Source organism: Exiguobacterium sp. UBA6282 (genome assembly GCF_002440475.1).
Taxonomy (GTDB): Bacteria; Bacillota; Bacilli; order Exiguobacteriales; family Exiguobacteriaceae; genus Exiguobacterium_A.
Genome location: NZ_DJUM01000008.1, coordinates 74,712 through 101,149, shown reverse-complemented (window position 1 = coordinate 101,149; position 26,438 = coordinate 74,712). Strand labels below are relative to the sequence as shown.

Sequence of the window (26,438 nt, the reverse complement as noted above, 5' to 3'; positions counted from 1 at the left end):
CAGAAACAGTCGTTCCGTTTCTTTGACAATACAAAGACGGGTCATATCATGAGCCGGATCACAAATGACTTGTTCGATATCGGGGAACTAGCCCATCATGGTCCGGAAGATGCGTTCATTGCCGTCATGACCTTGCTTGGTGCATTCTCGATCATGCTGACGATCAATGTGCCGCTTGCCCTCGTGACGATCATTGCTGTGCCATTCCTGATCTGGTTGATCAGTTATGCGAACGTTCGGATGAATAAATCATGGGACCGGATGTACGGTAACATCGCGGAAGTCAATTCACGCGTCGAGGACAGTGTTTCCGGTGTCCGTGTCGTCCAGTCGTTCACGAACGAAGCTTACGAAATCGAGCGTTTTGAAAAAGACAACGCAACGTTCCGTCAGTCGAAGATCAATGCCTATAAGGTCATGAGTAAGAGCCTGTCCGGCATCTACTTGACGACTCGTTTGATGACACTTGCCGTCTTAGTCGTCGGTGCGTACCTGACATATCGCGAAGCCTTAACGGCAGGAGAACTCGTCGGCTTCATTCTCTACATGAATATCTTATTGAAGCCAATCGATAAGATTACGGCATTGCTTGAGATGTATCCGAAAGGGATGGCGGGCTTTAAGCGATTCCTTTCGATGATTGATGAAGATGCGTCCTTACCTGATGCGCCAGATGCGCTCGTCGTTGATCGCTTGAACGGTGGCATCACGTTCAAGGATGTCGCATTCGGATATGAAGCGGATCGTCTAATCTTAGAACACATCAATCTGACGGTCGAACCTGGTCAGACGGTCGCATTCGTCGGAACATCCGGGGCAGGGAAGACAACGATCTGTTCATTAATTCCACGTTTTTATGATGTTCTAGATGGCGCAATCACAATTGACGGAATTGATATCCGGCAGATGACGAAGGAGTCACTACGTCAACAAATCGGTATCGTCCAGCAGGATGTCTTCTTGTTCTCAGGGACGATCGCTGAGAACATCGCCTACGGTGATCTGAATGCGACGCACGAAGACATCGTGCGGGCAGCAGAACGTGCCCACCTCGGACCGATGATCGCGGACCTTCCGGATGGGTATGCGACACAAATCGGCGAACGCGGACTCAAGTTATCGGGTGGACAAAAGCAACGACTTGCCATCGCACGGATGTTCCTAAAGAATCCACCGATTCTGATTCTGGACGAAGCGACGTCAGCTCTTGATACGGAAACGGAAGCACTCATCCAAGAGTCGCTGGCCGAACTGTCTGAGAACCGGACGACCCTCGTCATTGCGCACCGTTTAGCGACGATCCGGAATGCGGATAAGATTTTCGTCGTCACGAAAGACGGGATCGTCGAAGAGGGCTCGCATGACGAGTTGATGGATCAAGGTGGTTATTTCTCCCGTTTGTTAGAGAGACAACGAGTTTGAATCGATTTGAAAGAATGTAAAAGCAATGGACATGTTCCGTTGCTTTTTTTGTGCGTTTAAAAATATGATTGTGCAAGCCATTTTTAGGGAAAACGATGCATAGAAAAGAAGGAGAGGTGGAAGGATGTACGGTCAATTCTGTGAGAATTATGATGAGAGCTATCCCGTCTTGCGGGAGGAATCGTCACATGATTTCCATCGTTTTTTTGCGCTGTCCTACACGATTCACGATACTGTCTTTGAGCAGAATGTCTACGAACGTCTGATGCGAACGATCAAACACAAGACATCTCGCTTTTCAGCGTTACGGAGCCGCTATACACCATTGCTCGTTGCCCATGTTCAACTGAATAGCACGGATCCTGATGTCCTCATCGAAGAAATCATCGTCGCTGAAAAGAAGATTAAACATCGATTGATTCGTGATAAAGGAGTCCGACCATTTTTTGCACTCAATGAAGTACTGAACCGTCGACAAGGGATTGATGCGTTTCCCTACATGGAACGCTTGCATGCGACACGACCACATCTGAATGCTGCGAAGCAGTATGTCGTGACATCGACTTTGCTTGAACAGCACCCACTACCAGATACGTTTTTAGAACGCGTTGATACGTTTGAAGAGTGGCTTGCGCAATATATGGAACGGACGAGTGAACGTGTCATTACGGCGCAGATCTTAGCAGCGCATCCGGATGCGTCAGCGCAACAAGAACGAATCGTTGCTTGGCGGGAACTACTTGAACGGCGAGAAATCATTATTTGGGATCGTTTAATGCCGCTTCTTGCGTTATTACCATCGATGGAACGTGTTGATTGGATTTACGTGACCCGGATCGTCGATCGGGAGCGAGCACGGAATCGTTTTTCAGACGAAGTCAACTGGTTGATTGCCTTTCATCTGTTACTGGCTAAATCAGGAGTGACACGGGTGCAAGCTACGTTATTGTTACTGGCTGCACTAGAACTAACGAAAAAACCGTGACGTGAAGCATCGAAATAGACAAAACGGACGAGGTATGGCGCGCACCATACCTCGTCCGTTTTACTGTATGCTCATCTGACTTAATCAAACGTCGTAAACGTCGCATGTTGTTCGACCGGATAAAGTTCCGTACCGGCGACAGCGTTCAAAATCAACTGATTCCGCGAAACAGACATGCCGAGATTATCAGCTGCTGGACCATGTGATAACTCTAAATTAGCGGTTGCGTAAAGATGATGCGCCGTCTCGACGGAACGCACGATTTGATAGTCCGCGTCGACTTTCCAAGCGTTGGGTGCTTCGAACACGATATCGAGTCGATCAATGAAGCTTGGAAGGGATGGCGAAAAGCCGGTTGCCGCGATGACAGCATCTGTTTTGGACGAGCGTTCATCTTCGAGCTCTTGATGTTGCATCGCAATCGTGAACCGTTCGTCATAGGTAATCTTTTTCACTTCAAGATTCGCGCGAATCGCGACTTGTTGCTGTTCTTCTTCCGTCAAATCATAGAGGTGGGCATAGATCGATTGCAGGGTCTCTGGACTGATGCCGTTCTGAGACCGGGCGAATTTCTTGACCGACTCTTGTCTTACTTCGAGTGGGAGTTGGTTGAAATACGTCACATAGCTCGGTGAAAAAATTTCTTCTCCGAGTTTACCGGTCTCGAGTGTCTCAAACAGTGTCGAACGCGCAATCCATTCGAGTTCAGGACGCTCTGGAGCAGGCGTCGTCAAAAGATCAAGGAAGATCTCGGCAGCACTTTGACCGGAGCCGACGATACTGATTTTTTTACGCTGCAACAGTTCTGCCTTGTTCATGACATACTGTGTATTGTGAATGACACGCTCATCAAACGTGTCTGGAATCGCGGGCTTTGAGCCAGTACCGATGACGACGTTCCGTGCTTCGAACGTTTCCCGTTTACCGGTTGTGACATCTTCGACGAGGACCTCGAAACTATCACCGGTATCTTGCACATCGACGACGCGGGTTGAAAATCGTAAATCATCAAGCTGTGTCGCCACCCAGCGTAAGTAATCATTGTAACCTTGTCTTGAAATCAGAAGTTTTTCATAGAAGTAAAACGTGTGGAGACGTTGGATCGATCGTAAGTAATTAAGGTAAGAAAATGCGCTCGTCGGATCAGCAAGTGTGACGAGATCGGAGATGAAGCTTGTCTGCATCATCGAGTCCTGAATCATCATGCCGGGATGCCATGAGAATTGTTCGCTTTCGTCAAAAAATAACGTTTTTAAATCTGTCGGATGAGCCAGTGCGCTCAACCCTAAATTCATCGGACCAATGCCGATGCCGATTAAGTCATACATAGAAAAGCCTCCCAATTCGATATTGTTCTAAAACAATACCCGAAAAGGAAGGCGGACGAAACGTCAGGCTGAAGTTTACAGCTGGTCGGTCGTCGTTGTTTTCGTCTCGACCGTCATCGTTTTTCCGTCACGGATGATTGTCAGTGAGAGTGGACCGTCTGATTTGATGAGTGCCGTTTTGATATCGACGAATCCTTTAATCTCGGAGTCGTTGATTTTCGTGATCACGTCACCTGTTTTCAGTTTAGCCGCAGCGGCTGGACTGTTCGGTTCGACTGACATGACGACGACACCTGTTTTTTGACTGTCTGGTAAGTTAACTTGATCTTTTAAATAACCAGCAGGGAACGCCGCCACATCTTGTAAGGAAACACCGAGTGTCGGATGTTCGACTTTACCGTTCGTCTCAAGTTGTTTGAGGATTGGTAATGCATCATCGATTGGAATACTGAAACCGACACCTTCAACACCCGACTCGGCAATTTTCATCGAGTTGATACCGACGAGTTGTCCTTGTTCATTGATCAAGGCACCGCCTGAGTTACCAGGATTGATCGCGGCATCCGTCTGGATGACCGTTGTATTAAAGTCGTCTTGTCCATCGTTATTCGTATCGACCGGTACAGTCCGGTCTTTCGAACTGACGATTCCACGGGTAACGGAGTTTTGGAATTCACCAAGCGGATTACCAATCGCAAGGACAGTCTGTCCGGCTTTTAAGTCAGCCGATTTCCCGAGTGTGATGACGCCTGGAACGTCGTTTGCGTCGACTTCTAACACGGCTAAGTCATACGTTTCGTCACTACCGAGTAATTTGGCTTGCAGTGTTTTACCGTTGTTAAGTGTGACATCGAGTTTTGATGCGCCATCGACGACGTGGTGGTTCGTAATGATGTATGCTTTTCCATTCTCTTTTTTATAAATGACACCAGATCCCGAGCCGGCAGCTGCTTCTTTTTGCGACATCGCATTACCGGTTTGATAATTCGTCACCGTTACAACGGATTTTTGAGCAGTGGCGACTGCATTCGTCACTGGATCATTCGACGTCGTCGAGACTTGTTTTGGCATTCCGTTTGAGAGTGGTGTGTCCGCGACCTGTTGTTCTTGATCGAGTAAAATCGGAAACGCGATCGTTGCCGTCAGAACGGCACCGATGATTCCTCCAGTCAATCCAGGTAAAAGTCCTTTTGTTTTTCCAGCCATAAGTCGTCATCCCTTCCTGTATGATTTCTGACTTCATCATAGCAAATGAAGCGACTTGTCACCTGATTACGGGAGACATTCCGAAATGACTCATCATTCCCCATAATTCGACGACAATTTCTAAAAGTTGAGATAATCGGATCAGTTCGATACACTGAAGCTGTTTCGAATGAATCCGTAAAGTGGAAAGAGAGAGTGAAAGATCATGCTATTACGTTTAGTCTATGGAGCAGGATTATTGTTTGCGGGAGTTGGTCATTTCCGCAACGAGAAAGGGTTTGTCAGCATCATGCCGTCGTTCATTCCGTTCAAGCGCTTTTTCGTCCAAGTAACGGGTGTGATCGAGATCGCTTATGGTCTCATGCTATTGACAGGAAAAGGAGTACATCTCGTTCGTAAGACGCTTCCGGCCTTTTTGTACGCGGTCTTACCGGCAAACGTCAATATGGCCGTCAATCCGAAACCGGTCAATGGGAAGCGCCTTCCATCATGGTTGCTCTGGACACGTTTGCCGCTTCAATGGGGACTCATCGCCTTGGCCAAACGCCTGAAATGAATCGGAACAAAAAGCCGCCATTTAGGCGGCTTTTTGTTTTAGAAACGTTTATTGACAGCAAGTAATGCGGCTTTTGCGATCTCTTCATAGGTAGAGTCGTTCGGATGGAACTGATCGCTTGATAAATCACGTTTGACGTCGCGAACGAGATTGAATGTGTCGATGATTTCGACGTCATATTCAATCCCGAGCGTCCGGGATTTAGCATTCCAGTCTTGCACGATCGCATCGAACGCCTCACCGTTTTCCGTTGCACGGAAAGGATTATAAAGTCCGACGTAGAAGATGACAGCATCCGGATTTTGTTCGCGCAGAATCCGGAACGTCTTTTTTAAGTTGTCTTGAGCCGTCGTAATCGTCGCGGCCGTTTTCTTTGCATCGAAATTCGTGACACCTTCGCCACGATTGAACAAGTCATTTCCGCCGATCGTCACCGAGATGACTTTCGCTTGACTGACTGAGCGTAGGACTTCTTTTTGTTTGAGTTGTTTTAATAAATTTTCCGTCCGGGCACCACTGACGGCAAGATTCTGAAAACGCTCGACCGTGTTCGCTTTGACAAGGTCGCGTCCGACAAGAGCAGCATAACTATTTCTTNNTCAAGGAATCACCAAGCGCGACGTACGTTCCGCCTTTTTTGACAGGTTCTTCCTTTGTTGGTGTGAGGACGGCACGCTTCGGTGGATTGACGACGTCACTATAGGCGTTGACGAAACCGTAACCGAACAGTGCGGTCAGTAAGAGTGAAACGGTTAAAAACAGGGGCCAGCGTAATCGCTTCATGAACGTTCCTCCTTCTAGGTTCTATCCTGATTGTAGCAAATGTAGAAAGAATGTGCGGAAATGAAGTGTTCTGACAAGTCAAATGATTCATTATTCCGCTAGAATAGACAATAAGAGGTGAGAGACGTGAAACCAACAGTTAAATTAGAAGGTGTAACAAAGGTGATCGGAAAAAAAACGATCATCGATAATATCTCGTTTGAAATTCAACCGGGTGAGGTCTTCGGATTCCTTGGACCGAACGGGGCAGGGAAAACGACGACGATCCGGATGCTCGTCGGACTGATCAAACCGACGTCCGGTAAAATCACAGTCTGTGACTTCGATGTCCGCAAACAGTTCGTCCAAGCGATGGAGCGGATTGGTTCGATCGTTGAGAACCCGGAGTTGTATAAATATTTGACAGGTCGTGAAAATTTACAAGTCTTTGCCCGGATGTTACCGAATGTCGACGAGGCAAGGATTCAGGAAGTCATCGATCTCGTCGATTTGACGGCGCGGGTCGACGATCAAGTCCGGACATACTCACTCGGGATGCGTCAGCGTCTCGGTATCGCCCAAGCACTACTCGGACGACCAAGCGTCTTGATTCTCGACGAACCGACGAATGGTCTCGATCCGATGGGGATTCGGGATTTGCGTCAATTCATCCGCCGGCTCGTCGAGGAAACGGGACTGTCGGTCCTCGTCTCGAGTCATATTCTCGCTGAAATCGAGATGCTCGCCGATCGTGTCGCGATCATGAGTTACGGTAAAATCGTCCAAGTCGGAACGGTCAAGGAGCTGGTCGAGTCGCTTGCTCCTGGTGTTGATTGGCGTGTCGACGATGCCTTCAAGGCGAACGAGATTTTATCGGCTTCTGATTTAGTCCAAGTATCCGAAGTCGTCGATGCGAATACGGTCCATACCTTGATGGATGCTAGTAAGACGCCGGCACTCAACAAGCAGTTGCTTGAAGCAGGTGTTGAAGTTTGGACGATCGAACGGAAAGTCCAGACGCTTGAAGATCTGTTCATCACGTTAACGGGAGGCGATCACATTGCGTAATCCGAACATGATCGGTCTCGTCCGAAATGAAGTTACGAAAATCGCTTCGAAACGTCGGTTTGCTGTCGTTGCGATCATCCTCATCGTCCTCGTCTCAATGTTTACGTACGCACAGTATCGAGACATTCAAGAACAGATCAAAAAGCAAGGAACACTCGATTGGCGGGTTGAACTTCAACAAGATATCGTCGATACACAGAACCGTCTTGCTTCTAGCAGTATTCAAGATGAGTTCCGTCAGTTCCTTGAATTCGACCTAAAACAAAACCAATACTATCTCGATAACGACATCAATCCGAATTATCCGGGAGCCCCGACATTCATCCGGATATTCTTTTCGCAAGGATTAACGCTGATTTTACCGCTGTTCATCATCGTCATCATGGCGGACATCGTCAGCGGGGAACAAAATGACGGAACGATCAAGACATTGCTGTCGCGACCGGTCCGGCGTTGGAAGATCCTCATGGCGAAATGGTTGACGGTGTTACTTTATACATCGATGCTGATGGCATTGACCGTCGTCGTCTGTTATGCGATATCCGGAATCGTCCTCGGTTATGACGGCTGGACCGCACCGATCTTGACCGGATTCCAAGCTTCACCGAGCGGAACGTTCTCGACTGAATTCGTGCATACGTTACCGATGTGGGAGTATCTGTTGATGGCGGTCGGTCTAGCCTGGATCGTCACGGCGGTCGTCGGGACGATTGCCTTGATGGTTTCCGTTCTCGTCAAGAATACGGCGACAGGCATCGGGATCATGATGGCAGTTTTGATTTCCGGTACGTTACTGACGACGCTCGGTTCAAGCTGGACGAGTTCGAAGTATCTCGTCAACGTCAACTTTGGACTGATTAACTACCTCGATGGTCAAGCGCCACCGATCGAAGGGATGACACTTCCGTTCTCGCTTGCTGTCCTCGGTTGTTGGACGGTCGCGGCACTAATCGTTGCCTTCTGGAACTTCACGCAAAAAGATATGTATTAAGAAAAACGGGTCCACCTGAAGAGGGGGACCCGTTTGTCATGATTTGTAAGGCGATTTGTCGTATGTTTCCATTATTTTTTGATACTGAAGCTGTGTTGGTATTGAAGCGTCTAAACTTAGAACGGGGGAAACCGACCGTTCCATTTGCAGTTGGTGTTCCGCGAACGTGCCGATCATCTTCGGGTCCGTCGCCGTATGATACGTCCGGCACCAGTCGAGGAACTCATTTGATCCTGAAAAGTCAGGATAACGTGCTGCTTCGCGTGCGATGAGCCGTTCCATCCGGAGCGATTCGTCGAGCGACAGGAAGACGAGCAAGTCCCGATTGGTGAAACCATCCGGGTGCCAGGCGAAGACGGAACCGGAGACGACGTAATCACGGTAAGACAGTATATCTGCTTCATACATGGAAAATCGCTCGGAGACGTCACGTTTTTCAGTGAACTTCGTATCTTTCCAGAGATAATGGTCGGTATCGATCCACGCAATCCGTTCCGATTGTCCGATGAATGCACCTAGTGTACTTTTTCCAGTACCAGACCCACCAATGATTTGAATGCGCACGAGAACCAGCTCCTTTCGAAATAATCTACTAGCACACAGAACAGGCCCGGGCATGATGCCGGACCTGTTCTGTGGAAGAAGGAAATCTTCCTATGTCGCCTCGTGCCAGCACAAGACATGGAATCGAGAGGCAGTGCCTCTAATAGGAAGCCGATGCAGGTCAGCCTCCGCGCTACGTACCAATCGTACTTTTATCATACTGATTCCAAGAATTGGTGTCAAACCTGCTCGAAAGGGTTTACAAACCATTCAAACCGTCAAAAGAGAGAATAACGATGACTAGAGGAGGAACGACCATGGCAGATTGGGGCATCATGCTGACAGGCGTCGTCATTTGTGGATGGTGCATCTTTAGTGCCATCTATGACGATTTCATCCGTCGCGTATAAGACAAGTAAGTGTGGAACCGTCCAAGGAGGGCGGTTTTTTTGTGGATTTTTTTAATCCGAGTAAGTGGCTGTGGTACACTCGAATCAAAAATGAAAAAGATAAAGAATGGGTGAAGCAGAATGAAGAAACAACCAGTTATCGTCATCGTCGGACCGACGGCAGTCGGAAAAACGAAGACAGGCATTGAACTCGCAAAACGACTAAACGGAGAGGTCTTATCCGGAGATTCGGTTCAAGTCTATCAAGGGATGGACATCGGATCGGCAAAAGTGACGACCGAAGAGATGGAAGGAGTGCCGCATCATCTGCTTGATCTCGTTACACCGGACGACGAGATGAGTGTAGCCCGTTTCCAAACGGTTGCCCGAGCAACGATCGATGAGATCGCGAGCCGTGGTAAGTTGCCGATCATCGTCGGCGGAACAGGGCTTTACATCCGTTCAATTTTATATGACTACCAGTTTACTGAGCAGGCAGAAGATCCAGCCTTACGGGCTGAACTCGAAGCGTATGCGGTGACACATGGAGCAACTGCACTACATGATCAGTTAAAGGAACTCGATCCGGTGCGCGCAGAAGCGATTCATCCGAATAACATCCAGCGGGTCGTTCGGGCGATCGAGGTCGCGCGGACTGGTCAGACACAAACGACTGGCAGTCAACCGGCACTTTACGAGAGTTTGTTGTTCGTTTTACACATGAAAGACCGGGATCGTTTGTATGACCGGATTGATCAGCGGGTAGACATGATGGTCGACAGTGGCCTTCTAGAGGAAGTGGCGCGTCTGGACGCTGCCGGGTATCGACAGACGAAGGCGTTGCAAGCAATTGGTTATAAAGAGATGTTACCTGTTCTTGACGGAGCACCACTCGATCCTGCTGTTGACATGCTAAAACGGAACACACGACGCTTCGCCAAACGTCAATTGACATGGTTCCGTCATCAATTTGATGGCGTTTGGGTAGATATGGGAAAGTTTTCATTTGAAGAAACGTTCAAAATTATCTATGATAGAACTGTAGAGTTTCTGAAAGCGGTTAAATAAGAGTTGCCCGAAGACAGAAACAGATAAAAAGAGGGGGCACGGGGAATCATGAAAGCGACATACAACATTCAGGACGTCTTTTTAAATCAATTACGGAAAGATGCAGTCCCAACGACGGTTTTCTTAATCAGCGGGTATCAATTACGGGGGCTGATCAAGTCATTTGATAACTTCACGGTCATTTTGGAGTCGGAAGGCAAACAGCAATTGATCTACAAACACGCAATTTCGACGTTCGCACCAGCGCGCAACGTGACGTTATATGAACAAGAAGAGACACAAGAAGTTTCTCGCTAATGAAAAAGACGACCGGGGGGTCGTCTTTTTCATTAGGTTTCATTCAGGTGTGGGTCGTATTAAAAATTCGAGACGAATAACGAAAGAAGAATGACGCTTCGCAAGTGAAGTGAAAAATGACAGCTACTTTGCTCTCAGCGTAAATGTGTCATTACAGTAATGGTGTCAGTTCCTCGACCGCCTCTTCATAACGTCGAAGCGAGACATCCTTATAAAGACACGTCTTCTGCAGGCGTTCTTCCTTCGTCATCTCGTCCTGATACGTTTTTAGGATGAAGCTGTTGCGTAACATCGACGGCGTCAAGACCCGCTTGTTGTCCGACCGTTCATTCAGCTGACGCATCATCTTCGTGATCATGACGATCGACAATTGCTTCGGTGCATTCTTACTGTAAACCCAGCGGAATGTCATCCGGGCGAAGTCGAACGCGACGAAAAAAGGGTCGGTACTGTGATAACGAGGACGGACGGGCTCCGGAATCGTCTTCAAGTAACGCAACATGATATCTTGATCTTCCCGCGCGAGATGGAGCAGGTAGCGGTTGCCGAGTCGATCGTGGACGGTCATCTCTTGCTGGGCGAAGTTGAGATCGTGCATCTTTAAGCCGATGATGTGATGGACGCGTAAACCGTAGCGATAAAACAGGCGGAGAATGAGTTCGTTTCGATCGATCAAATACGGACGGGCTTTCAATTGATGTTCCGTCAAGCCGCGATCGGATTGATTCGTTCGGACGAGTTGCTCGTATTCCTTAAAGGAAGCGACGTGTTTTGCCGTCAATTCATGTGTCGGTTGTGCGTATTCGATCAGCTTCGCCTTCGTTTGTCGAATTTGGTAATTGACTTGATTGATGACGGTGACGATTCGGGCGACCGTCGCTTGTTGGTAGAGTTTCTCTTCGATCAAGTACTCATTGATGAACGTCTTCCACGTCTCAATCGAAATCGCCTTGAAATCATCGATCGTCTCAAGTGGTTGATCGACATCCGTCATGTAGCGGTGGACTTCGATTAAATCGTACCGATAGCGCCGGACGGTCGAAAGTTGTCGTCCGCTTGTCGTTAAATAAAATAGGTAGCGTTCAATGAACTCTGGAAGCGTATACGACTGTTCGCGTGCCATCGTTTTCCTCCCTTTCGTAATGGTGTTTCTTCCATCATAAACCGAACGGATGTTTCCTGTCCAAAAAAGTTCAGACGAACCGGTGGCTGTGGTATGATAAGGGGCGCAGTACGTCTTTACTCGTGAAAGGAATGATATTATGTCAGAACGCGTCATCGTCGTTGGTTGCCAGCTCCCCGGTGTCCCGGATCATGTCTATGAAGAATCGGTCGCGGAGCTCGAAGCACTCGTAACGACTGCGCATGGTGTCGTCGTCGGTCGTTTGGATCAAAAACGACAAGCAATTGACCGCCGTACGTTCATCGGAAAAGGAAAGGTTGAGGAACTCGTTGCGTTAGCAGACGAACTTGAACCTGATTTAATCATATTCAATGCTGAAGTCACGCCCGGTCAAATGAAAAATATCCGGATTGCCTTATCAGACCCGGAAGCGATCAAGTTGATCGACCGGACGCAGTTGATTCTCGATATCTTCGCTGGACGTGCCCAATCACGCGAAGGGAAATTGCAGGTCGAACTGGCACAGATGAGTTATCTGTTGCCACGTCTTGCTGGGCAGGGAACACAACTGTCACGTCTTGGTGGCGGAATTGGAACACGTGGACCAGGTGAGTCGAAACTCGAGACGGATCGTCGTCATATCCGGCGCCGCGTCGATGAGATTTCGAAACAACTCGAGACATCCGTCGCGCATCGTGCCCGTTACCGGGAACGTCGCAAAGAGAACCAGACGTTCCAAATCGCACTCGTTGGTTATACGAATGCCGGCAAATCAACGATCTTCAACCGATTGACTCAAGCCGACACATACGAAAAGGATGAGTTGTTCGCGACGCTCGATCCGTTGACACGTCAAGTCGATTTGCCAGAAGGTGGGCAAATCCTCCTGACGGATACGGTCGGTTTCATTCAAGATCTGCCGACAAAGTTGATCGCAGCGTTCCGTTCGACACTCGAGGAAGTGCTAGAAGCGGACTTGATCCTCCACGTCGTCGATGCGTCGAGTGAGCATTACTTGAACCAGATGCAGACGACGAACGATGTTCTCGATGAACTCGGTGCCGGTGACATCCCGCAGCTAGAAGTCTACAACAAGAAGGACCAGCTGAACCGTTTGTTTACAGGCGGGAAACTGTTGATCTCTGCACTTGATCCGCAGGACATCGAGCGTTTGATTGAAGAGATCGAACGGTCAATCAGTGAGATCCTCGAGTATCTCGAGATCCGCATCCCGGTTGATGGTTTTGCTCATTACAATCCGGCAAAGGAAGTCATGATGAACTTGAAGGAATCGTTCGAAGAAGATGGTTCTGTCATTCTTAAAGGTTACTTGCGTAAAGATACGCGTCTATATGCGACATTGAAACAATACGAGGTGTAAACATGTTTTCAGAATTAACCCATTACGAAACGCTTCGTCCGCTCATTGATCGGGCGGAGGAACAGATCGCTCCGTACGTCAAGAAGGCGCAAGAGGTCGCGGAATACAATCAATTCCGTGTCCTCGATGCGTTTCGGCGTCACAAGGTCAGTGATTTTCATTTCATGCCGTCAACAGGTTACGGCTACAACGATGAAGGACGCGATACGCTCGAACGGATCTATGCCGACGTCTTCGGTGCGGAAGCCGGTCTTTGTCGTCCACAAATCATCAGCGGCACCCACGCAATCGGTATCGCATTGTTCGGTTTATTGTTGCCGGGCGATGAACTGCTCTATATCACAGGAAAACCATACGACACGCTCGAAGAGATCGTCGGAATTCGTGGTGATGGACGCGGTTCATTAAAGGAACTGGGCGTCCACTATGATGTCGTCGAGATGAAAAACGCCGAGACGATCGACGTACCGGCCGTTCTCGAACGGATCACACCGCAGACGAAGGTCGTCGGGATTCAGCGTTCAAAAGGGTATGCGACGCGACGCAGTCTACCGGTTAATGAAATCGGTGAAGCGATCGCCGCCATCAAAGACGCTCATCCCCATGTCTTGATTTTCGTCGATAACTGCTATGGTGAATTCGTCGAGACGATCGAACCGACGCACGTCGGGGCAGACTTGATGGCAGGGTCGTTGATTAAGAATCCGGGTGGTGGTCTTGCGAAGACTGGCGGTTATCTCGTCGGTCGAACGGACTTGATCGAACGGGCATCGTTCCGGATGACGACGCCAGGGATTGGCGCCGAAGCCGGTCCATCGTTATCCGCACTTCCGGATATGTATCAAGGTTTCTATATGGCACCACATACGGTTAGCCAAGCGTTGATGGGTGCGATGTTCACGTCAAGCATGCTCGGTCAGTTCGGCTTTGACACGGCACCGCACCATACGGCAGAACGGACGGATTTGATTCAATCGGTCTCGTTCCATGCGCCGGAGCCGATGATTGCTTTCTGTCAGGCGATCCAAGCTGCTTCACCCGTCAATGCACATGCGTTACCAATTCCAGATTATATGCCGGGATATGCGGACGATGTCATCATGGCAGCAGGAACGTTCGTACAAGGCTCATCGATCGAGTTGTCAGCGGATGGTCCGATCCGTGCACCCTATACTGCATACGTCCAAGGTGGTTTAACGTATAGCCACGTCAAGATCGCGATTATCTCAGCCGTCAATCACTTGATGGAAAAACAATTAATTCCAGAAAAAAACGTTTAATACTAGCATATCTCGTGAAAACGACCTCTGAACGACTTCGAGTAAAGTGATTAAAAAAGTTGTGTTAACTTTTCTTACATCGCTTGACAAGTTGCCTGACAGAGGTTTATTCTCATGGAGTAAGGAAAAAGGAGGAACCACATGGCAGACTCATCACGCCAGTCCAAGCCACTATTTCCCATCGGAGTCGTTCAAGAGTTGACCGCGTTATCTGCCCGCCAGATCCGATATTACGAAGAACAGGGACTGATTAAGCCGGAGCGGACAGAGACGAAGCGTCGCCTCTATTCGTTCAACGATGTCGATCGCCTGTTGTCGATTAAGGAATACCTGGATCAGGGACTGAATATCGCAGGGATCAAATTGATTTTTGAAAACGATCTCGTCAAACGCGAACGCGTTGCGGAGAGCGTCGTCGAGACGCGTCCGGAACTATCTGACGGCGAATTGTATAAACTCCTGAAAAATGAATTGAAGGAAGCAGGACGACATGGAAAGACGTCGCTCATCCAAGGTGAGCTTGGGCGTTTCTTCAAGTAAGGACCTGTAACCATATAAAAACGAATCGGAGAGGGGATTTGTCACATGACACGTCGCAACATTACACGAGAAGACATTTTGAAAATCGCTAAAGCTGAGGATGTACGCTTCATTCGCTTACAGTTCACAGATATCCTCGGAACGATCAAGAACGTTGAAATTCCAGTAAGCCAATTGGAAAAAGCACTTGATAACAAAATGATGTTCGATGGTTCATCGATCGAAGGATTCGTCCGGATCGAAGAATCAGATATGTATCTCTTCCCAGACTTAAACACATGGGTCGTCTTCCCATGGACAGAAGATGGAACAGGGAAAGTTGCACGTTTAATCTGTGACATCCATAATCCGGATGGCTCGCCGTTCGCAGGAGACCCACGTGGTCAGCTCAAACGGGTACTTAAAGAGATGGAAGAACTCGGTTTCACATCATTCAACGTTGGACCAGAGCCAGAATTCTTCCTCTTCAAGAAAGATGAAAAAGGTCGCCCGACACTTGAATTGAACGACCAAGGTGGATACTTCGACCTCGCACCAGTCGACCTCGGTGAAAACTGCCGTAAAGAAATCGTTATCGAGCTCGAGAACATGGGCTTTGAAATCGAAGCATCACACCACGAAGTCGCTCCAGGTCAGCACGAAATCGACTTCAAATATGCGGATGCGATCACGACAGCGGATAACATCCAAACGTTCAAACTTGTTGTCAAGACGATCGCGGCGAAGCACAACTTGCACGCGACATTCATGCCAAAACCACTCTTCGGAGTCAACGGATCAGGAATGCACGCGAACATGTCGCTTTTCAAAGGCAACGAGAACGTCTTCTTCGATGAAGGCAACGAAGAAATGCAATTGTCGGATGATGCACGTGCCTTCACAGCAGGTATCCTCAAACACGCACGTGCCTTCACAGCGGTTTGTAACCCGACAGTCAACTCATACAAACGTCTTGTTCCTGGCTACGAAGCGCCTTGCTACGTCGCATGGTCAGCCCGTAACCGTTCACCACTCGTCCGTGTTCCTGCAGCACGTGGACTCTCGACTCGTATCGAAGTTCGTTCAGTCGATCCAGCAGCGAATCCGTACCTCGCGCTTGCGACATTGCTCGCTTCAGGTCTCGACGGAATCAAGAACAACTTGAAAGCACCGGCTCCAATCGACCGTAACATCTACGTCATGGACAAACCGGAACGCGTTGCGAACGGAATCGATGATCTTCCATCAACACTCAGCCACGCACTCGAAGTCTTGAAAGCGGATGACGTCGTCATGCACGCTCTCGGCGATCACATCGCAGAGCACTTCGTTGAATTGAAAGAAATCGAATGGGATATGTTCCGGACGCAAGTCACGGAATGGGAACGCGATCAGTACATGGTCTTGTTCTAATCCAACTCAAGCACTTCTGGACTTTTGTCTGGAAGTGCTTTTTTCATGTCGTCGACAGGAATTGAGTCAAGGATATGGAAAGATACAAGAGTACAAAGAAAGGGAGACGATACATCATGAAAAAAGGATATGAAGGCAAAGAGATCACGGTCTATTTTGATTCGGAAGTCTGCATTCATTCCGGTCATTGTGTACGAAGTCTACCGACCGTCTTTGATGTCAAACGGCGTCCGTGGATTGAAGCGGACGGGGCGCCGGTGGAAGACGTCATGCGCGTCGTCGATGGTTGTCCAAGCGGCGCCTTATCTTACGAACGGAGGGAAGCAAATGGAGCTGAAACGAGCGGAACGTAAAATCGAAGCCCATCAGGAAGGTGAAGTGATTGGAGAAATCACTTACAGCGATACGAACAACGGCATGTGGATCATCGATCACACGTATGTTGATCCCGCACACCGGAACCAACAGATTGGGGAACAACTCGTTGCCGAGATCGTCAACTGGGCACGGGAAGCAAACGTCAAGCTACTGCCGTTATGTCCGTTTGCGAAAAAAGAGTTCGAACATCAATCGGATTATCAGGACGTACAAGCAAATACGTGATCATAAAAATCTCCTCCGGTCTCTCAAGACTAGAGGAGATTTTTTCGAGTCATTGTTTGTGATCTCTGACTTTCATTTTGCGAGAAACAACCATCGCACCGAAATAGGCGATGACGTACAACACGACCAGTCCTTGTTTTAGCATATAAGGTAGATCCATTTGATTCACAAATAGAAAACTAGCGCACGATAAAATTAAAAAGGGTATTAACCACTTGTTCGGCACATCAGCACCTCCTTTACTATCTATGTATTTCTATTTTAAGGATAACACAAAATATTTACCGGAATATGTTAAAGATGAATAACTTGCTTACAGATAAATCCTTAGAAACGCCATCGTGACGACACCGGTGACGACCGTCCAAGAAAGACTTTTACTGAAAATCGCGACTGCCATCGTCGGTAGGGCGGCGAAGACATGAAGCGTCGAAATCGTCGGGAACGCGTTGTCTTGCGCGATAAGTAAATTTTGAAAGAAGAGGGCGCCAAGCAGGCAGACGGGAATGAACGAGAGCCATTCCGTTACGAGGCGCGGTAACGTCAGTCCATGAAGGACGAGAAACGGTAAGATACGTGGAATCCAAGTGACGAGTCCACAAGCTAAAAAGAGACCGATTAATTCTGGGCGGATTTCCATCGTGTGATCACGACTCCTATGCTAGCGCCACCGAGTGTCGCGCAAAGAACGGCGACTTCCGCAGAAAAGTAGCGCATGGTGATGTAAAGCAAAAGTAAGACGATCAATAAGAGGCAACTATTCACGACAATACGGGTACGTTCTCCTTCAAATTGTAAGTACAATAAACCGATGAACATCGCCGTCAGAGCAAAGTCGAGACCGAAGCGCTCGGGATCAGGAAACCAGCTACCGACAAGTGCACCGAGAACGGTTGCGATAATCCAGCTAAGATACGCGGTCAGATTTAAGCCATGCATGAAGGACGGTGAGATCTTCCCTTTTTGCGCAGTATTCATTGCGACAGCGAACGATTCATCCGTCAGTAACGTCCCGGTACCGAGTCGATCACGAAGGTGGCGTGTCTCGACGTGCGGAGCGAGCGTCAGACTCATTAACAAGTGCCTGAGATTGACGATGAATGTCGTCAGAATGATGGCAGAGGCGGGACTATTCAACAGCAAGAGACTCGTGATGATGAATTGAGCGGCGCCGGCATAGATGAAGACGGACATGAATCCGACTTCAAGAGGGGATAAGCCGGAGGCACGACCGACGATCCCTGCGGAAAAGCCGATGCCGATATAGCCAAGGACGGTGGGTAGACAGGCGCGGACACCTGCTTGAAAGGCTGATGACATTCGATTCCTCCTCTTTTTTAAGAGCATAGCATTCGTGCGGTATATCGTCACCAACTGGTCAATATTTTCATCATTTTTTTCGACATACTCGACTTGATTTGGTGGTAAAGAGTAAGTGGTACGGCAAAATCAGTTAGGTAAAGGAGCGTTTTTCATGCACAAATTAATGAAAGATTCAAACCGGTTCGTTTCAGACATGGTCGACGGACTCGTACTTGCTCACCCTGGTTTGTATAAAAAAGTCGAAGGTGTTAACGTCGTTGCGCGGAAAGTACCACTGGACGGAAAAGTCGGTCTTGTCTCTGGTGGGGGAAGCGGTCACGAACCGGCACACGCTGGATTCGTCGGGGACGGTATGCTTGCTGCGGCTGTTTGTGGGGAAGTGTTCACTTCACCGACACCCGACATGGTGCTTGAAGGCATCAAGGCAGCTCATGGGGGAAAAGGTGTCCTACTCGTCGTCAAGAACTATTCAGGTGACGTCATGAACTTCGATATGGCGAAGGAACTTGCTGAACTCGAGGATATTGAAGTTGATACGGTCGTCGTTAATGATGACATCGCGATCAAAAAGGAAGAGGATCGTCGTGGGGTCGCAGGAACCGTCTTCGTCCATAAGATTGCCGGTGCTGCAGCGGCAGAAGGAAAATCACTAAGTGAAGTCAAAGCAGTTGCGGAAAAAGTCATCAAGGGCGTTCGTTCGATTGGAATGGCACTCTCACCATGTTACATGCCGGAGAGCGGCAAGCCAGGCTTTGAGTTGCATGATGACGAGATGGAGATCGGAATCGGGATCCACGGTGAAAAAGGACTTGAACGAAAAGCAGTCGCTTCCGTTGATGCGATCGTCAAAGAGTTGCTCGATCGTTTGACGAAAGAAGTACCAGACAAAAAAGTCGCCGTCATGGTGAATGGGATGGGCGGAACACCAGAATCCGAACTGTACATCACGTATAAATATGTCGCGGAAGAACTTGAGGCGCATGGTTACAAGATTGCCCGCTCATTCGTTGGAAACTATATGACATCGCTTGAGATGCACGGGTTCTCAATCACGCTCTTACCAGTGGATGATGAACTGCTCGGATATCTCGATGCAGAAACGAAAGCGATTGGATTCTAATTCAAATAAACGGGGTGTAAAAACATGAAGTTGACGACGGAACAGTTGCAAAGCGCGCTCCTCAAAGCAGCGGAACAGATCGAACAGCATAAGGATGAATTGACGGACCTTGACCGGGAAATTGGTGATGGAGATCATGGAATTAACATGTCGCGTGGCTTCCAAGCAGTCCAGAAGACGCTAGAAGAACACGGCGAATATGAGGATTTAGGAGCTTTATCCAAAGAAGTCGGGATGACGCTGATCAAAACGATTGGTGGGGCATCCGGTCCTTTATACGGGACAGCATTCGTTAAGTTCGCCGGTGCATTCAAAGGGAAAACAGAAGTCGAAGGTGCGGATCTTGCAGACGCTTTCCGCGAAGCGACGGAAGGGATCAAATCGCGTGGGAAATCGGAATTCGGACAAAAGACGATGGTCGATATCTGGACACCGTTCCAAGAAGCGCTCTCGCAAGAAGGGGACTTGAAAGTGGCAATCGATCAAGCACTTGCTGATACAAAAGCGCGTATCGCAACGAAAGGGCGCGCGTCCTACTTCGGTGAAGCGACGGAAGGCGTACAGGACCCAGGTAGTTTATCGAGTGCTTTACTACTCGGCGAAATCGCGGAGGTGCTTCATGGTTAATCTTGTACTTGTTTCTCATAGTGAAAAACTCGCGGCTGGGCTGAAAGAACTGTTGGCAGAGATGGCACCGGATACGCCAGTCTTAGTAGCAGCCGGTCTTGAAGATGGTAGCATTGGAACGGACGCAACACGAATCGAAGAAACACTGAATACACTAGACGACGATGGAGTCGTCTTAACGGATATTGGTTCTGCGACGATGAACACGGAACTAGCACTTGAATTATACAGTGGCGAACGGGCGGTACGTTTTATCGACGCACCACTCGTCGAAGGTGCTTTTCTAGCAGCTGTTTTAAGTGGACAGTCGAAATCCGTCGATGAGATTGAAGACGGATTAAAAAATGAGTTTGGCAAATGAGTAATAAATCCCCCATCGCGAATAGGCGAGGGGGATTTATTTCAATTACTTCTATTCAGATTAAAACTTAGTAGAGAGTCTCATGAATCAAAACGACCGGAGCCACTCTTCTAACCACTCTTTCGGTAAGCAAACTGTAGCTAAATCAAGTGTTTGTAATGCATCCAAAGAATACGTGTTATAAAGATAGAGATCCCATTGTGCATCGATATCGTTTGCTACTTCAGTCGCTTGTTCACTTAATGGATAAGTTCCACGTCCGTCAGTTGCAAGATGATAATAATCATTATGGTAGACATTGATCATATACCGGTAACACCAATCTGCCAGTTCTTCATGCGTGATGTTGCCATCAAGCGCGAACTGAATGTATTCTTTTAGCTGTTGATCAGAATAAATGGTGTTCATGAGGCACCTCACGCTATATTTTCTATAAGATATCAAAAACCCGGTCCCTCTGTAAAAGGGATCGGGTTATTAATTAACTTATTTCGATGGTTTAAAGACCATTGTCGCTTCCACTGCTTTTTGCCATCCAGCATAGCGTTGTTCACGATCGTCTTCTTTCATCTCTGGTTTAAACTGATGATCGAGCTTCCATTGTTGTTTGATTTCCGCTTTATCTTTCCAGTAACCGACGGCTAATCCAGCAAGATATGCTGCACCGAGTGCTGTCGTTTCGTTGATTTCTGGACGATCGACAGGAACGCCGAGGATGTCCGATTGGAACTGCATCAAGAAGTTATTGGCTACAGCACCACCGTCGACACGAAGTGTTTTCAGTTCGATTCCAGAATCTTGTTCCATCGCTGTCAACACGTCGCGTGTTTGATAAGCGAGTGATTCAAGCGTTGCCCGAACGAAGTGCTCTTTATCTGTTCCCCGTGTTAATCCGAAGATCGCCCCACGAACATCTGAATCCCAATACGGTGCACCAAGACCGACAAAAGCAGGAACGACGTAAACACCGTCTGTTGAATCGACTTTCGTTGCATAGCCTTCTGAATCTTTCGCGTGTTTCAACATACGGAGTCCATCGCGGAGCCACTGGATTGCAGAACCGGCGACGAAGATAGAGCCTTCGAGCGCATATTCGACTTTTCCATCGACGCCCCAAGCAATTGTCGTCAAGAGTCCGTGGTCAGAAGAAACGGCTTTCTCACCTGTGTTCATGAGCATGAAACAACCTGTTCCGTATGTGTTCTTTCCTTCACCTTCTTCAAAACACGTTTGACCAAAGAGTGCAGCTTGTTGGTCACCAGCGATCCCAGCGATTGGCACTTCGTAACCGAAGAAGTGATATGGTACTGTTTTGTCGTAGACTTCACTCGATTGACGAACTTCTGGTAACATTGATGCAGGAACACCGAGGATATCGAGCAACTCTTCATCCCATTTTTGCTCATAGATGTTGTACATCAATGTCCGTGAAGCGTTCGTGTAATCCGTGATATGCGTTTTTCCACCAGACAATTTCCAAACGAGCCACGTATCGATCGTACCGAAGAGTAATTCACCGTTCTCTGCTTGCTCACGTGCACCTTCGACATTGTCGAGGATCCATTTGACTTTCGTACCAGAGAAGTAGGCATCAATCAAAAGTCCTGTTTTATCGCGGAACTTCTGATTCAAGCCCTGTTCTTTTAAATCGTCACAAATACCAGACGTTTGACGTGATTGCCAAACGAGCGCGTGATAAACCGGTTTACCTGTTTCTTTGTTCCAGACCACTGTCGTTTCACGTTGGTTCGTGATTCCGATTCCGGCGATTTGCTCAGGTTTGATATCTGCTGTTCCGAGTGCTTCAGCCATAACAGCAAGAATCGAACCCCAGATTTCGTTTGCATCGTGCTCGACCCAGCCTGGTTGCGGGAAGTATTGCTTGAATTCCCGTTGTGCCGAGTTGACGATTTTCCCGTCGTGATCGAAGATGATCGCACGTGAGCTTGTCGTACCTTGGTCGAGTGCTAGGATATACTTGTTTTCCATTTCGAAATCCCCCTTGAGCGGTATGTGTTTGTGAAACGTGATCTTAGTAGATCAATTGATAGATGAACACGGCAAGCGCTCCGCCGATGATTGGACCAACAACTGGAATCCATGAGTAGCCCCAGTCAGATGACCCTTTATTCGGAATCGGTAAGATAGCATGTGCGATACGCGGTCCAAGGTCACGGGCCGGGTTGATGGCATATCCTGTTGTACCACCAAGTGATAGACCGATGACGACGACGAGTAAACCGACGATAAGTGGTTTTAAGCCGTCACCGAATGTCGTTAAACCGAGCGCCAAGATACCGAAGACGAGAACGAATGTCCCGATGATTTCAGAAATCAAGTTCGACGGCGTATGGCGAATCGCTGGACCTGTTGCGAACACACCGAGTTTTGCAGCTTGATCATCAGTCGCTTCAAAATGTTTCATGTAATGAAGCCAAACGAGAATGGCGCCGATGAAAGCTCCGACAAGTTGTCCGGCAATATAGACAGGAACGTCTGCCCACGGTAAATCAGAGTTTAAAGCAAGTGCAATTGTTAAAGCAGGGTTCAAGTGCGCTCCACTCTCAGCAGCGACGAACGCTCCTGTCATGACGGCAAGACCCCAAGCGAACGTGATGACAATCCATCCGCTGTTTTCGGACTTCGTCTTTCTCAAGACGACACCGGCGACGACACCATCCCCGAGCAGAATGAGGATCATCGTACCGATCATTTCCAATACAAAGTTATTCATGCAAAAACCCTCCCTTTGGATTAAAGCAAATAATGGTCTTTCTACTTTAAATTACTCCGATTTGATAACGTTTTCAATACATATAATTGAAATATAGGAATGGAAATTTTTTATTTTAATGTTTAAAGATACGAAAAATTGGATAAGAAAACACCTCGTCTTGCCTGCAAGCAAGCAAAAGAGGTGTTAACGACGACGCTTTTTTCTTTTTTTAGGTCGAAACCAACTACTGGAATAATCTAGTAGGATATGAATTGTACTCGCCACCATGATACCAATGACAAAAGCGGGTAGGGAAGCGAACCAGGAATCAATGGTCTCTGACGCGATGACTTGAAAATACAAGCTGAGAAATAATAAGGGAATCACAAGTGCAGCACTATAAAGGAGTCGGATGACATCCCCAATGATCAATCCATGTGACCAGATCGAGCGGTGGGGCATGATCTTCACATAAGGCATCCACAGGACTCGAAATGGTCCAAAGCGATAATACGGTTCTGACTTTAAATCGAGGTCAGGTGACAACCAAAGCGTACCGACAGCGATACCGATGGCAGTCGGTAACCAATCCGTTTGTTGCGTTGCGACCGAATACGCAACGTAACCCGTCAGTGCGACGGTATTGACGGTATCATGTACATTTCCTGAAGGCATGAAAAAAGACCAGTCGTAACTGGTCCCTCCGTCAATGAATCGTCCGATACACGCCGATTACCTTACCAAGAATGGAGACATTATCGAAATACATCGGATCCATCGAGTCATTTTCTGGTTGTAGACGTACCTGTTGATCTTCTAAGAAGAACCGTTTCACCGTCGCTTCGCTATCTTCGGTCATAGCTACGACGATTTCTCCGTTTTCTGCTGTGTTTTGTTGGCGTACGATGACGCGATCGCCGTCAAGAATACCTGCGTTAATCATTGATTCACCATCGATCGTCAACATGAAGACCGTTTCGTTTCCTACATAATGTGCAGGGAGCGGGAACTGTTCTTCGATGTTTTCAATCGCTGTAATCGGAAGACCAGCTGTGACTTTCCCGATGACGGGAACATGAACGATAGCTTCCGTGATTTCTTCAGGCTTATCAAGCAATATCTCAATCGCACGTGGTTTCGTCGGGTCACGGCGAATCATTCCCCGTTTCTCGAGTCGATCCAAATGACCGTGTACCGTCGAGCTAGACGCGAGTCCGACTGCTTCTCCGATTTCACGAACTGATGGTGGATACCCCTTCAGTTTCACTTCAGAGACGATGTAGTCGAGAATCTCTTGTTGGCGCTTAGACATTTTCCGCATACGAATTGCCACCTCTTTCTGGATTGAAGTTTGAAATGTAAGAATATATGTTTCTAAATTCACTATAACATAGAACAAATGAGCGTACAAACAATTGTTCGACATTTTGTGTTGACCGAACACGGGTTCTGTGTTTATTATGAATTATGCGAACAATTGTTCCGCGAACGTTTATTCTAACTCATTCATTTCATATTTGGAGGGATTCATGATGATTCATACGATTCGTACTCATGCTTTTTCTATTCTCTTCTATGCATTAAGTATTGCCTTCGTGATCTTTTTACTCACACCACGCCCAGATGAAAAGGTAGCACAATTGATGACGGCTTCCGTTACGGTCGATGAGAACGCTACAGTCGAACAAATTGCTGAAGTCTACAATGACGGTTCGATGTCAGATGAGGAATACGTCAACTGGTTGATCAAAAATAATGATGTTGAGACAAAACATGTCATCTCAAAAAGCAAAATCGTTGTACCAATCGCACAACAATGACAAAATGGAAAAGTTGTGAAAGAACGAACAGGGATGTGAGGTACGATGAAGGTCGTGATTTATTGTCGAGTATCGACCGAAAAAGAAGCACAAGATAGTTCGATTGAACGCCAACGGATGGAGCTTTCGAAGGTTGCGTCTCAAAAGGGGTTTGATGTCGTAGATATCGTCTCTGAAAAAGAGAGTGGATATGATGTTGATCGGGAAGGGATGCTAACAGTTCTTGATTATGTGACACGCGATACGGTAGATGCGGTCCTCGTGACGGATGATACACGGATTGGTCGAGGGAATGCAAAAATCGCTATTTTGCATACATTCAAAAAACATGGGGTCCGCTTGATGACGCTTGATTCAGATGGAGAATATCAACTCGCGGATGCAGAAGCGATGGTCCTTGAGATCGTCTCACTCGTGGAAGAATACCAACGGAAACTGCATAATGCAAAAATCGCCCGTGGCATGCGGCGAGCAGTCGAACAAGGTTTTCGCCCGGAACGAAATCTCAATCGCCAAGGAGAGAACGCAGGACGTAGTCGAAAAGACGTACCGATCGAAGAAATTGTACGTCTTCGAGAACTCGGATTGACGTTTTCTGATATCGCCATCACCTTGCGGGGGATGGGGCATGATATTTCAAAAGCAACGGTCAATCGTCGATATCTTGAATACCGCGAACTGACACCTAGTCCGGAATGAGAAGCAAGTAACCCGTCGACTGACGCGGTTAACTTGCTTTTTTTTATAAGCTCTTTTACAGTAAGAATACAATTGAACTACTCAAGTTTGAGTCATAAAGAAAGAGGGATTCCATGTTATCACAAGAACAATTAGATCGAATTAATGCATTAGCGAATAAATCAAAAGTTGAGCCGTTATCGGAAGCGGAAACGGCAGAGCAAAAAGAATTACGTGCAGCGTATCTCGCAGCATTCCGTGGATCGTTCAAAAACCAACTCATGGGTATGAAAATCGTCGATGAAGAGGGAACGGACGTAACACCTGAGAAATTGAAACAAGCACAAGAAGAAGAACGGAATAAACAATAATCGTTCGTTTCTTTTATAGAAGAAAGAGGTCTCGCGTCAAGCGGATCTCTTTTTTGTTTAGAGCGAGTANNATAGCAATACATCTTAATAGCGATCTTTCATGGATTCATGCATCCTGTATGAGTTGATAGAACGGCTATAGATAGCGCATTCATTTTAATGTGACATACTATTTAGAAAAGTTGTATCACATTTAAGAGTATGCTAAAATGAGTAGGAATTTGTGAAAAAGAGAGAGGATGATTGTTTTGACGAACATGACGACAGTAGAACAATTAGCAATTAATACGATTCGTACCTTATCGATTGATGCCGTACAAAAGGCGAACTCGGGTCACCCAGGTATGCCAATGGGAGCAGCGCCGATGGCATTCTCGCTTTGGGCGGATCATATGAACCACAACCCTAAAAATCCAGAATGGTTCAACCGCGACCGTTTTGTACTTTCAGCCGGACACGGTTCGATGCTTCTCTACTCACTCCTCCAC

Annotated in this window: 30 protein-coding genes and 2 pseudogenes; 20 read left to right on the top strand and 12 right to left on the bottom strand. The window is 47.7% G+C overall.

What is annotated here, in order from left to right; all coding sequences use genetic code 11:
- Nucleotides 1–1,422, top strand: a 1,422-nt coding sequence (locus B2751_RS02035; protein ID WP_290772445.1) for an ABC transporter ATP-binding protein, incomplete at its 5' end; no start/stop codon positions are given.
- A 124-nt stretch (nt 1,423–1,546) separates the two neighbouring features.
- On the top strand, nt 1,547–2,407 hold the full coding sequence (locus tag B2751_RS02030) for a DUF4003 family protein (RefSeq protein ID WP_035408756.1): 861 nt from the start codon (nt 1,547–1,549) through the stop codon (nt 2,405–2,407).
- An 80-nt stretch (nt 2,408–2,487) separates the two neighbouring features.
- Here B2751_RS02030 and B2751_RS02025 read toward each other — a convergent pair whose 3' ends face one another.
- Nucleotides 2,488–3,735 carry a lysine N(6)-hydroxylase/L-ornithine N(5)-oxygenase family protein gene (locus B2751_RS02025; RefSeq protein ID WP_035408754.1) on the bottom strand — a complete coding sequence of 416 codons (1,248 nt, stop codon included), beginning with the start codon at nt 3,733–3,735 and terminating at the stop codon, nt 2,488–2,490.
- Between the two features lie 75 nt (nt 3,736–3,810).
- Complete coding sequence (locus tag B2751_RS02020; protein ID WP_035408750.1) at nt 3,811–4,941, bottom strand: S1C family serine protease; 1,131 nt, start codon at nt 4,939–4,941, stop codon at nt 3,811–3,813.
- A 205-nt stretch (nt 4,942–5,146) separates the two neighbouring features.
- Between B2751_RS02020 and B2751_RS02015 the strand changes: the two genes are divergently transcribed.
- A complete protein-coding gene (locus B2751_RS02015) occupies nt 5,147–5,497 on the top strand; it encodes a DoxX family protein (RefSeq protein ID WP_035408747.1) in 351 nt (116 codons plus the stop codon).
- Between the two features lie 38 nt (nt 5,498–5,535).
- Here the strand turns inward: B2751_RS02015 and B2751_RS02010 are convergent.
- Nucleotides 5,536–6,030: pseudogene (locus B2751_RS02010) on the bottom strand (GDSL-type esterase/lipase family protein); the annotation flags it as partial.
- 376 nt (nt 6,031–6,406) lie between these two features.
- Between B2751_RS02010 and B2751_RS02005 the strand changes: the two are divergent.
- Together B2751_RS02005 and B2751_RS02000 are read left to right on the top strand one after the other, a co-directional pair.
- The gene (locus B2751_RS02005) at nt 6,407–7,327 is read left to right on the top strand and encodes an ABC transporter ATP-binding protein (protein WP_023467748.1); all 921 of its coding nucleotides are present in this window, start codon (nt 6,407–6,409) and stop codon (nt 7,325–7,327) included.
- Nucleotides 7,320–8,318: an ABC transporter permease gene (locus B2751_RS02000; RefSeq protein ID WP_035408742.1), complete on the top strand. Its 999-nt coding sequence runs from the start codon at nt 7,320–7,322 to the stop codon at nt 8,316–8,318. The genes B2751_RS02005 and B2751_RS02000 overlap by 8 nt, the downstream gene beginning before the upstream one ends.
- Nucleotides 8,319–8,354: 36 nt before the next feature.
- On the opposite strand, the gene B2751_RS01995 is transcribed toward B2751_RS02000, so the two are convergent.
- On the bottom strand, nt 8,355–8,882 hold the full coding sequence (locus B2751_RS01995) for a hypothetical protein (protein ID WP_290772442.1): 528 nt from the start codon (nt 8,880–8,882) through the stop codon (nt 8,355–8,357).
- A gap of 509 nt (nt 8,883–9,391) precedes the next feature.
- Here B2751_RS01995 and miaA point away from each other — a divergent pair.
- Together miaA and hfq are read left to right on the top strand one after the other, a co-directional pair.
- The gene (miaA, locus tag B2751_RS01990; RefSeq protein ID WP_290772440.1) at nt 9,392–10,318 is read left to right on the top strand and encodes a tRNA (adenosine(37)-N6)-dimethylallyltransferase MiaA; all 927 of its coding nucleotides are present in this window, start codon (nt 9,392–9,394) and stop codon (nt 10,316–10,318) included.
- Between the two features lie 48 nt (nt 10,319–10,366).
- Nucleotides 10,367–10,615, top strand: a complete 249-nt coding sequence (gene hfq / locus B2751_RS01985; RefSeq protein WP_023467753.1) for an RNA chaperone Hfq — start codon at nt 10,367–10,369, stop codon at nt 10,613–10,615.
- A gap of 151 nt (nt 10,616–10,766) precedes the next feature.
- On the opposite strand, the gene B2751_RS01980 is transcribed toward hfq, so the two are convergent.
- Nucleotides 10,767–11,738, bottom strand: a complete 972-nt coding sequence (locus B2751_RS01980) for a tyrosine-type recombinase/integrase (protein ID WP_035408734.1) — start codon at nt 11,736–11,738, stop codon at nt 10,767–10,769.
- A gap of 139 nt (nt 11,739–11,877) precedes the next feature.
- On the opposite strand from B2751_RS01980, the gene hflX reads away from it, so the two are divergent.
- The 6 genes from hflX (at nt 11,878) to B2751_RS01950 (ending at nt 16,934) form a co-directional block, all read left to right on the top strand.
- Entirely contained in the window at nt 11,878–13,119 is a 1,242-nt protein-coding gene (hflX, locus tag B2751_RS01975; RefSeq protein ID WP_034785946.1) for a GTPase HflX, read from the top strand.
- A gap of 2 nt (nt 13,120–13,121) precedes the next feature.
- Nucleotides 13,122–14,399 (top strand): aminotransferase class I/II-fold pyridoxal phosphate-dependent enzyme, encoded by a 1,278-nt coding sequence (locus tag B2751_RS01970; protein ID WP_035408732.1) that lies wholly within the window; start codon nt 13,122–13,124, stop codon nt 14,397–14,399.
- 141 nt (nt 14,400–14,540) lie between these two features.
- Complete coding sequence (locus B2751_RS01965) at nt 14,541–14,939, top strand: MerR family transcriptional regulator (RefSeq protein WP_023467758.1); 399 nt, start codon at nt 14,541–14,543, stop codon at nt 14,937–14,939.
- Nucleotides 14,940–14,984: 45 nt separating this feature from the next.
- A complete protein-coding gene (gene glnA, locus B2751_RS01960; RefSeq protein WP_056060529.1) occupies nt 14,985–16,331 on the top strand; it encodes a type I glutamate--ammonia ligase in 1,347 nt (448 codons plus the stop codon).
- A gap of 116 nt (nt 16,332–16,447) precedes the next feature.
- A complete protein-coding gene (locus B2751_RS01955; protein WP_050678346.1) occupies nt 16,448–16,684 on the top strand; it encodes a (4Fe-4S)-binding protein in 237 nt (78 codons plus the stop codon).
- Entirely contained in the window at nt 16,659–16,934 is a 276-nt protein-coding gene (locus tag B2751_RS01950) for a GNAT family N-acetyltransferase (RefSeq protein WP_035398130.1), read from the top strand. The genes B2751_RS01955 and B2751_RS01950 overlap by 26 nt, the downstream gene beginning before the upstream one ends.
- A 313-nt stretch (nt 16,935–17,247) precedes the next feature.
- Here the strand turns inward: B2751_RS01950 and B2751_RS01945 are convergent, their stop codons facing one another.
- A complete protein-coding gene (locus B2751_RS01945; RefSeq protein ID WP_290772435.1) occupies nt 17,248–17,574 on the bottom strand; it encodes an AzlD domain-containing protein in 327 nt (108 codons plus the stop codon).
- Nucleotides 17,553–18,254 carry an AzlC family ABC transporter permease gene (locus tag B2751_RS01940; protein ID WP_290772432.1) on the bottom strand — a complete coding sequence of 234 codons (702 nt, stop codon included), beginning with the start codon at nt 18,252–18,254 and terminating at the stop codon, nt 17,553–17,555. The genes B2751_RS01945 and B2751_RS01940 overlap by 22 nt, the downstream gene beginning before the upstream one ends.
- A gap of 154 nt (nt 18,255–18,408) precedes the next feature.
- On the opposite strand from B2751_RS01940, the gene dhaK reads away from it, so the two are divergent.
- Genes dhaK through dhaM form a run of 3 tightly spaced genes read left to right on the top strand, consistent with a single transcriptional unit; the run spans nt 18,409 to nt 20,365 of the window.
- Nucleotides 18,409–19,377 (top strand): dihydroxyacetone kinase subunit DhaK, encoded by a 969-nt coding sequence (gene dhaK / locus B2751_RS01935; protein WP_290772429.1) that lies wholly within the window; start codon nt 18,409–18,411, stop codon nt 19,375–19,377.
- 24 nt (nt 19,378–19,401) lie between these two features.
- The gene (gene dhaL, locus B2751_RS01930) at nt 19,402–20,004 is read left to right on the top strand and encodes a dihydroxyacetone kinase subunit DhaL (RefSeq protein ID WP_290772426.1); all 603 of its coding nucleotides are present in this window, start codon (nt 19,402–19,404) and stop codon (nt 20,002–20,004) included.
- A complete protein-coding gene (dhaM, locus tag B2751_RS01925) occupies nt 19,997–20,365 on the top strand; it encodes a dihydroxyacetone kinase phosphoryl donor subunit DhaM (protein ID WP_290772424.1) in 369 nt (122 codons plus the stop codon). Before dhaL ends, dhaM begins: the two co-directional genes overlap by 8 nt.
- An 87-nt stretch (nt 20,366–20,452) precedes the next feature.
- On the opposite strand, the gene B2751_RS01920 is transcribed toward dhaM, so the two are convergent.
- From B2751_RS01920 to lexA, 5 genes are all read right to left on the bottom strand, one after another.
- The gene (locus B2751_RS01920; RefSeq protein WP_290772421.1) at nt 20,453–20,773 is read right to left on the bottom strand and encodes a hypothetical protein; all 321 of its coding nucleotides are present in this window, start codon (nt 20,771–20,773) and stop codon (nt 20,453–20,455) included.
- Between the two features lie 78 nt (nt 20,774–20,851).
- The gene (gene glpK, locus B2751_RS01915) at nt 20,852–22,354 is read right to left on the bottom strand and encodes a glycerol kinase GlpK (RefSeq protein WP_035408709.1); all 1,503 of its coding nucleotides are present in this window, start codon (nt 22,352–22,354) and stop codon (nt 20,852–20,854) included.
- Between the two features lie 43 nt (nt 22,355–22,397).
- The gene (locus B2751_RS01910; RefSeq protein WP_035408708.1) at nt 22,398–23,099 is read right to left on the bottom strand and encodes an MIP/aquaporin family protein; all 702 of its coding nucleotides are present in this window, start codon (nt 23,097–23,099) and stop codon (nt 22,398–22,400) included.
- A 186-nt stretch (nt 23,100–23,285) separates the two neighbouring features.
- Nucleotides 23,286–23,756, bottom strand: coding sequence for a metal-binding protein (locus B2751_RS01905; protein WP_035408706.1), 471 nt, complete (start codon nt 23,754–23,756; stop codon nt 23,286–23,288).
- Nucleotides 23,757–23,787: 31 nt separating this feature from the next.
- Entirely contained in the window at nt 23,788–24,402 is a 615-nt protein-coding gene (gene lexA, locus B2751_RS01900; RefSeq protein WP_023467770.1) for a transcriptional repressor LexA, read from the bottom strand.
- 211 nt (nt 24,403–24,613) lie between these two features.
- On the opposite strand from lexA, the gene yneA reads away from it, so the two are divergent.
- The 4 genes and pseudogenes from yneA to B2751_RS01880 form a co-directional block, all read left to right on the top strand.
- Entirely contained in the window at nt 24,614–24,901 is a 288-nt protein-coding gene (yneA, locus tag B2751_RS01895) for a cell division suppressor protein YneA (protein WP_023467771.1), read from the top strand.
- Between the two features lie 45 nt (nt 24,902–24,946).
- Nucleotides 24,947–25,600 (top strand): YneB family resolvase-like protein, encoded by a 654-nt coding sequence (locus B2751_RS01890; RefSeq protein ID WP_035408704.1) that lies wholly within the window; start codon nt 24,947–24,949, stop codon nt 25,598–25,600.
- Nucleotides 25,601–25,713: 113 nt separating this feature from the next.
- On the top strand, nt 25,714–25,950 hold the full coding sequence (locus B2751_RS01885; RefSeq protein ID WP_035398122.1) for a DUF896 domain-containing protein: 237 nt from the start codon (nt 25,714–25,716) through the stop codon (nt 25,948–25,950).
- Nucleotides 25,951–26,189: 239 nt separating this feature from the next.
- A pseudogene (locus B2751_RS01880) lies at nt 26,190–26,438 on the top strand (transketolase); the annotation flags it as partial.

Bases quoted from the DNA above. Each gene is read 5' to 3' on its own strand.
- B2751_RS02030 (WP_035408756.1), top strand. From the start codon at position 1,547: ATGTACGGTCAATTCTGTGAGAATTATGATGAGAGCTATCCCGTCTTG.
- B2751_RS02025 (WP_035408754.1), bottom strand. From the start codon at position 3,735: ATGTATGACTTAATCGGCATCGGCATTGGTCCGATGAATTTAGGGTTG.
- B2751_RS02020 (WP_035408750.1), bottom strand. From the start codon at position 4,941: ATGGCTGGAAAAACAAAAGGACTTTTACCTGGATTGACTGGAGGAATC.
- B2751_RS02015 (WP_035408747.1), top strand. From the start codon at position 5,147: ATGCTATTACGTTTAGTCTATGGAGCAGGATTATTGTTTGCGGGAGTT.
- miaA (WP_290772440.1), top strand. From the start codon at position 9,392: ATGAAGAAACAACCAGTTATCGTCATCGTCGGACCGACGGCAGTCGGA.
- hfq (WP_023467753.1), top strand. From the start codon at position 10,367: ATGAAAGCGACATACAACATTCAGGACGTCTTTTTAAATCAATTACGG.
- B2751_RS01980 (WP_035408734.1), bottom strand. From the start codon at position 11,738: ATGGCACGCGAACAGTCGTATACGCTTCCAGAGTTCATTGAACGCTAC.
- hflX (WP_034785946.1), top strand. From the start codon at position 11,878: ATGTCAGAACGCGTCATCGTCGTTGGTTGCCAGCTCCCCGGTGTCCCG.
- B2751_RS01970 (WP_035408732.1), top strand. From the start codon at position 13,122: ATGTTTTCAGAATTAACCCATTACGAAACGCTTCGTCCGCTCATTGAT.
- B2751_RS01965 (WP_023467758.1), top strand. From the start codon at position 14,541: ATGGCAGACTCATCACGCCAGTCCAAGCCACTATTTCCCATCGGAGTC.
- glnA (WP_056060529.1), top strand. From the start codon at position 14,985: ATGACACGTCGCAACATTACACGAGAAGACATTTTGAAAATCGCTAAA.
- B2751_RS01955 (WP_050678346.1), top strand. From the start codon at position 16,448: ATGAAAAAAGGATATGAAGGCAAAGAGATCACGGTCTATTTTGATTCG.
- B2751_RS01950 (WP_035398130.1), top strand. From the start codon at position 16,659: ATGGAGCTGAAACGAGCGGAACGTAAAATCGAAGCCCATCAGGAAGGT.
- B2751_RS01945 (WP_290772435.1), bottom strand. From the start codon at position 17,574: ATGGAAATCCGCCCAGAATTAATCGGTCTCTTTTTAGCTTGTGGACTC.
- B2751_RS01940 (WP_290772432.1), bottom strand. From the start codon at position 18,254: ATGTCATCAGCCTTTCAAGCAGGTGTCCGCGCCTGTCTACCCACCGTC.
- dhaK (WP_290772429.1), top strand. From the start codon at position 18,409: ATGCACAAATTAATGAAAGATTCAAACCGGTTCGTTTCAGACATGGTC.
- dhaL (WP_290772426.1), top strand. From the start codon at position 19,402: ATGAAGTTGACGACGGAACAGTTGCAAAGCGCGCTCCTCAAAGCAGCG.
- dhaM (WP_290772424.1), top strand. From the start codon at position 19,997: ATGGTTAATCTTGTACTTGTTTCTCATAGTGAAAAACTCGCGGCTGGG.
- B2751_RS01920 (WP_290772421.1), bottom strand. From the start codon at position 20,773: ATGAACACCATTTATTCTGATCAACAGCTAAAAGAATACATTCAGTTC.
- glpK (WP_035408709.1), bottom strand. From the start codon at position 22,354: ATGGAAAACAAGTATATCCTAGCACTCGACCAAGGTACGACAAGCTCA.
- B2751_RS01910 (WP_035408708.1), bottom strand. From the start codon at position 23,099: ATGAATAACTTTGTATTGGAAATGATCGGTACGATGATCCTCATTCTG.
- B2751_RS01905 (WP_035408706.1), bottom strand. From the start codon at position 23,756: ATGCCTTCAGGAAATGTACATGATACCGTCAATACCGTCGCACTGACG.
- lexA (WP_023467770.1), bottom strand. From the start codon at position 24,402: ATGCGGAAAATGTCTAAGCGCCAACAAGAGATTCTCGACTACATCGTC.
- yneA (WP_023467771.1), top strand. From the start codon at position 24,614: ATGATTCATACGATTCGTACTCATGCTTTTTCTATTCTCTTCTATGCA.
- B2751_RS01890 (WP_035408704.1), top strand. From the start codon at position 24,947: ATGAAGGTCGTGATTTATTGTCGAGTATCGACCGAAAAAGAAGCACAA.
- B2751_RS01885 (WP_035398122.1), top strand. From the start codon at position 25,714: ATGTTATCACAAGAACAATTAGATCGAATTAATGCATTAGCGAATAAA.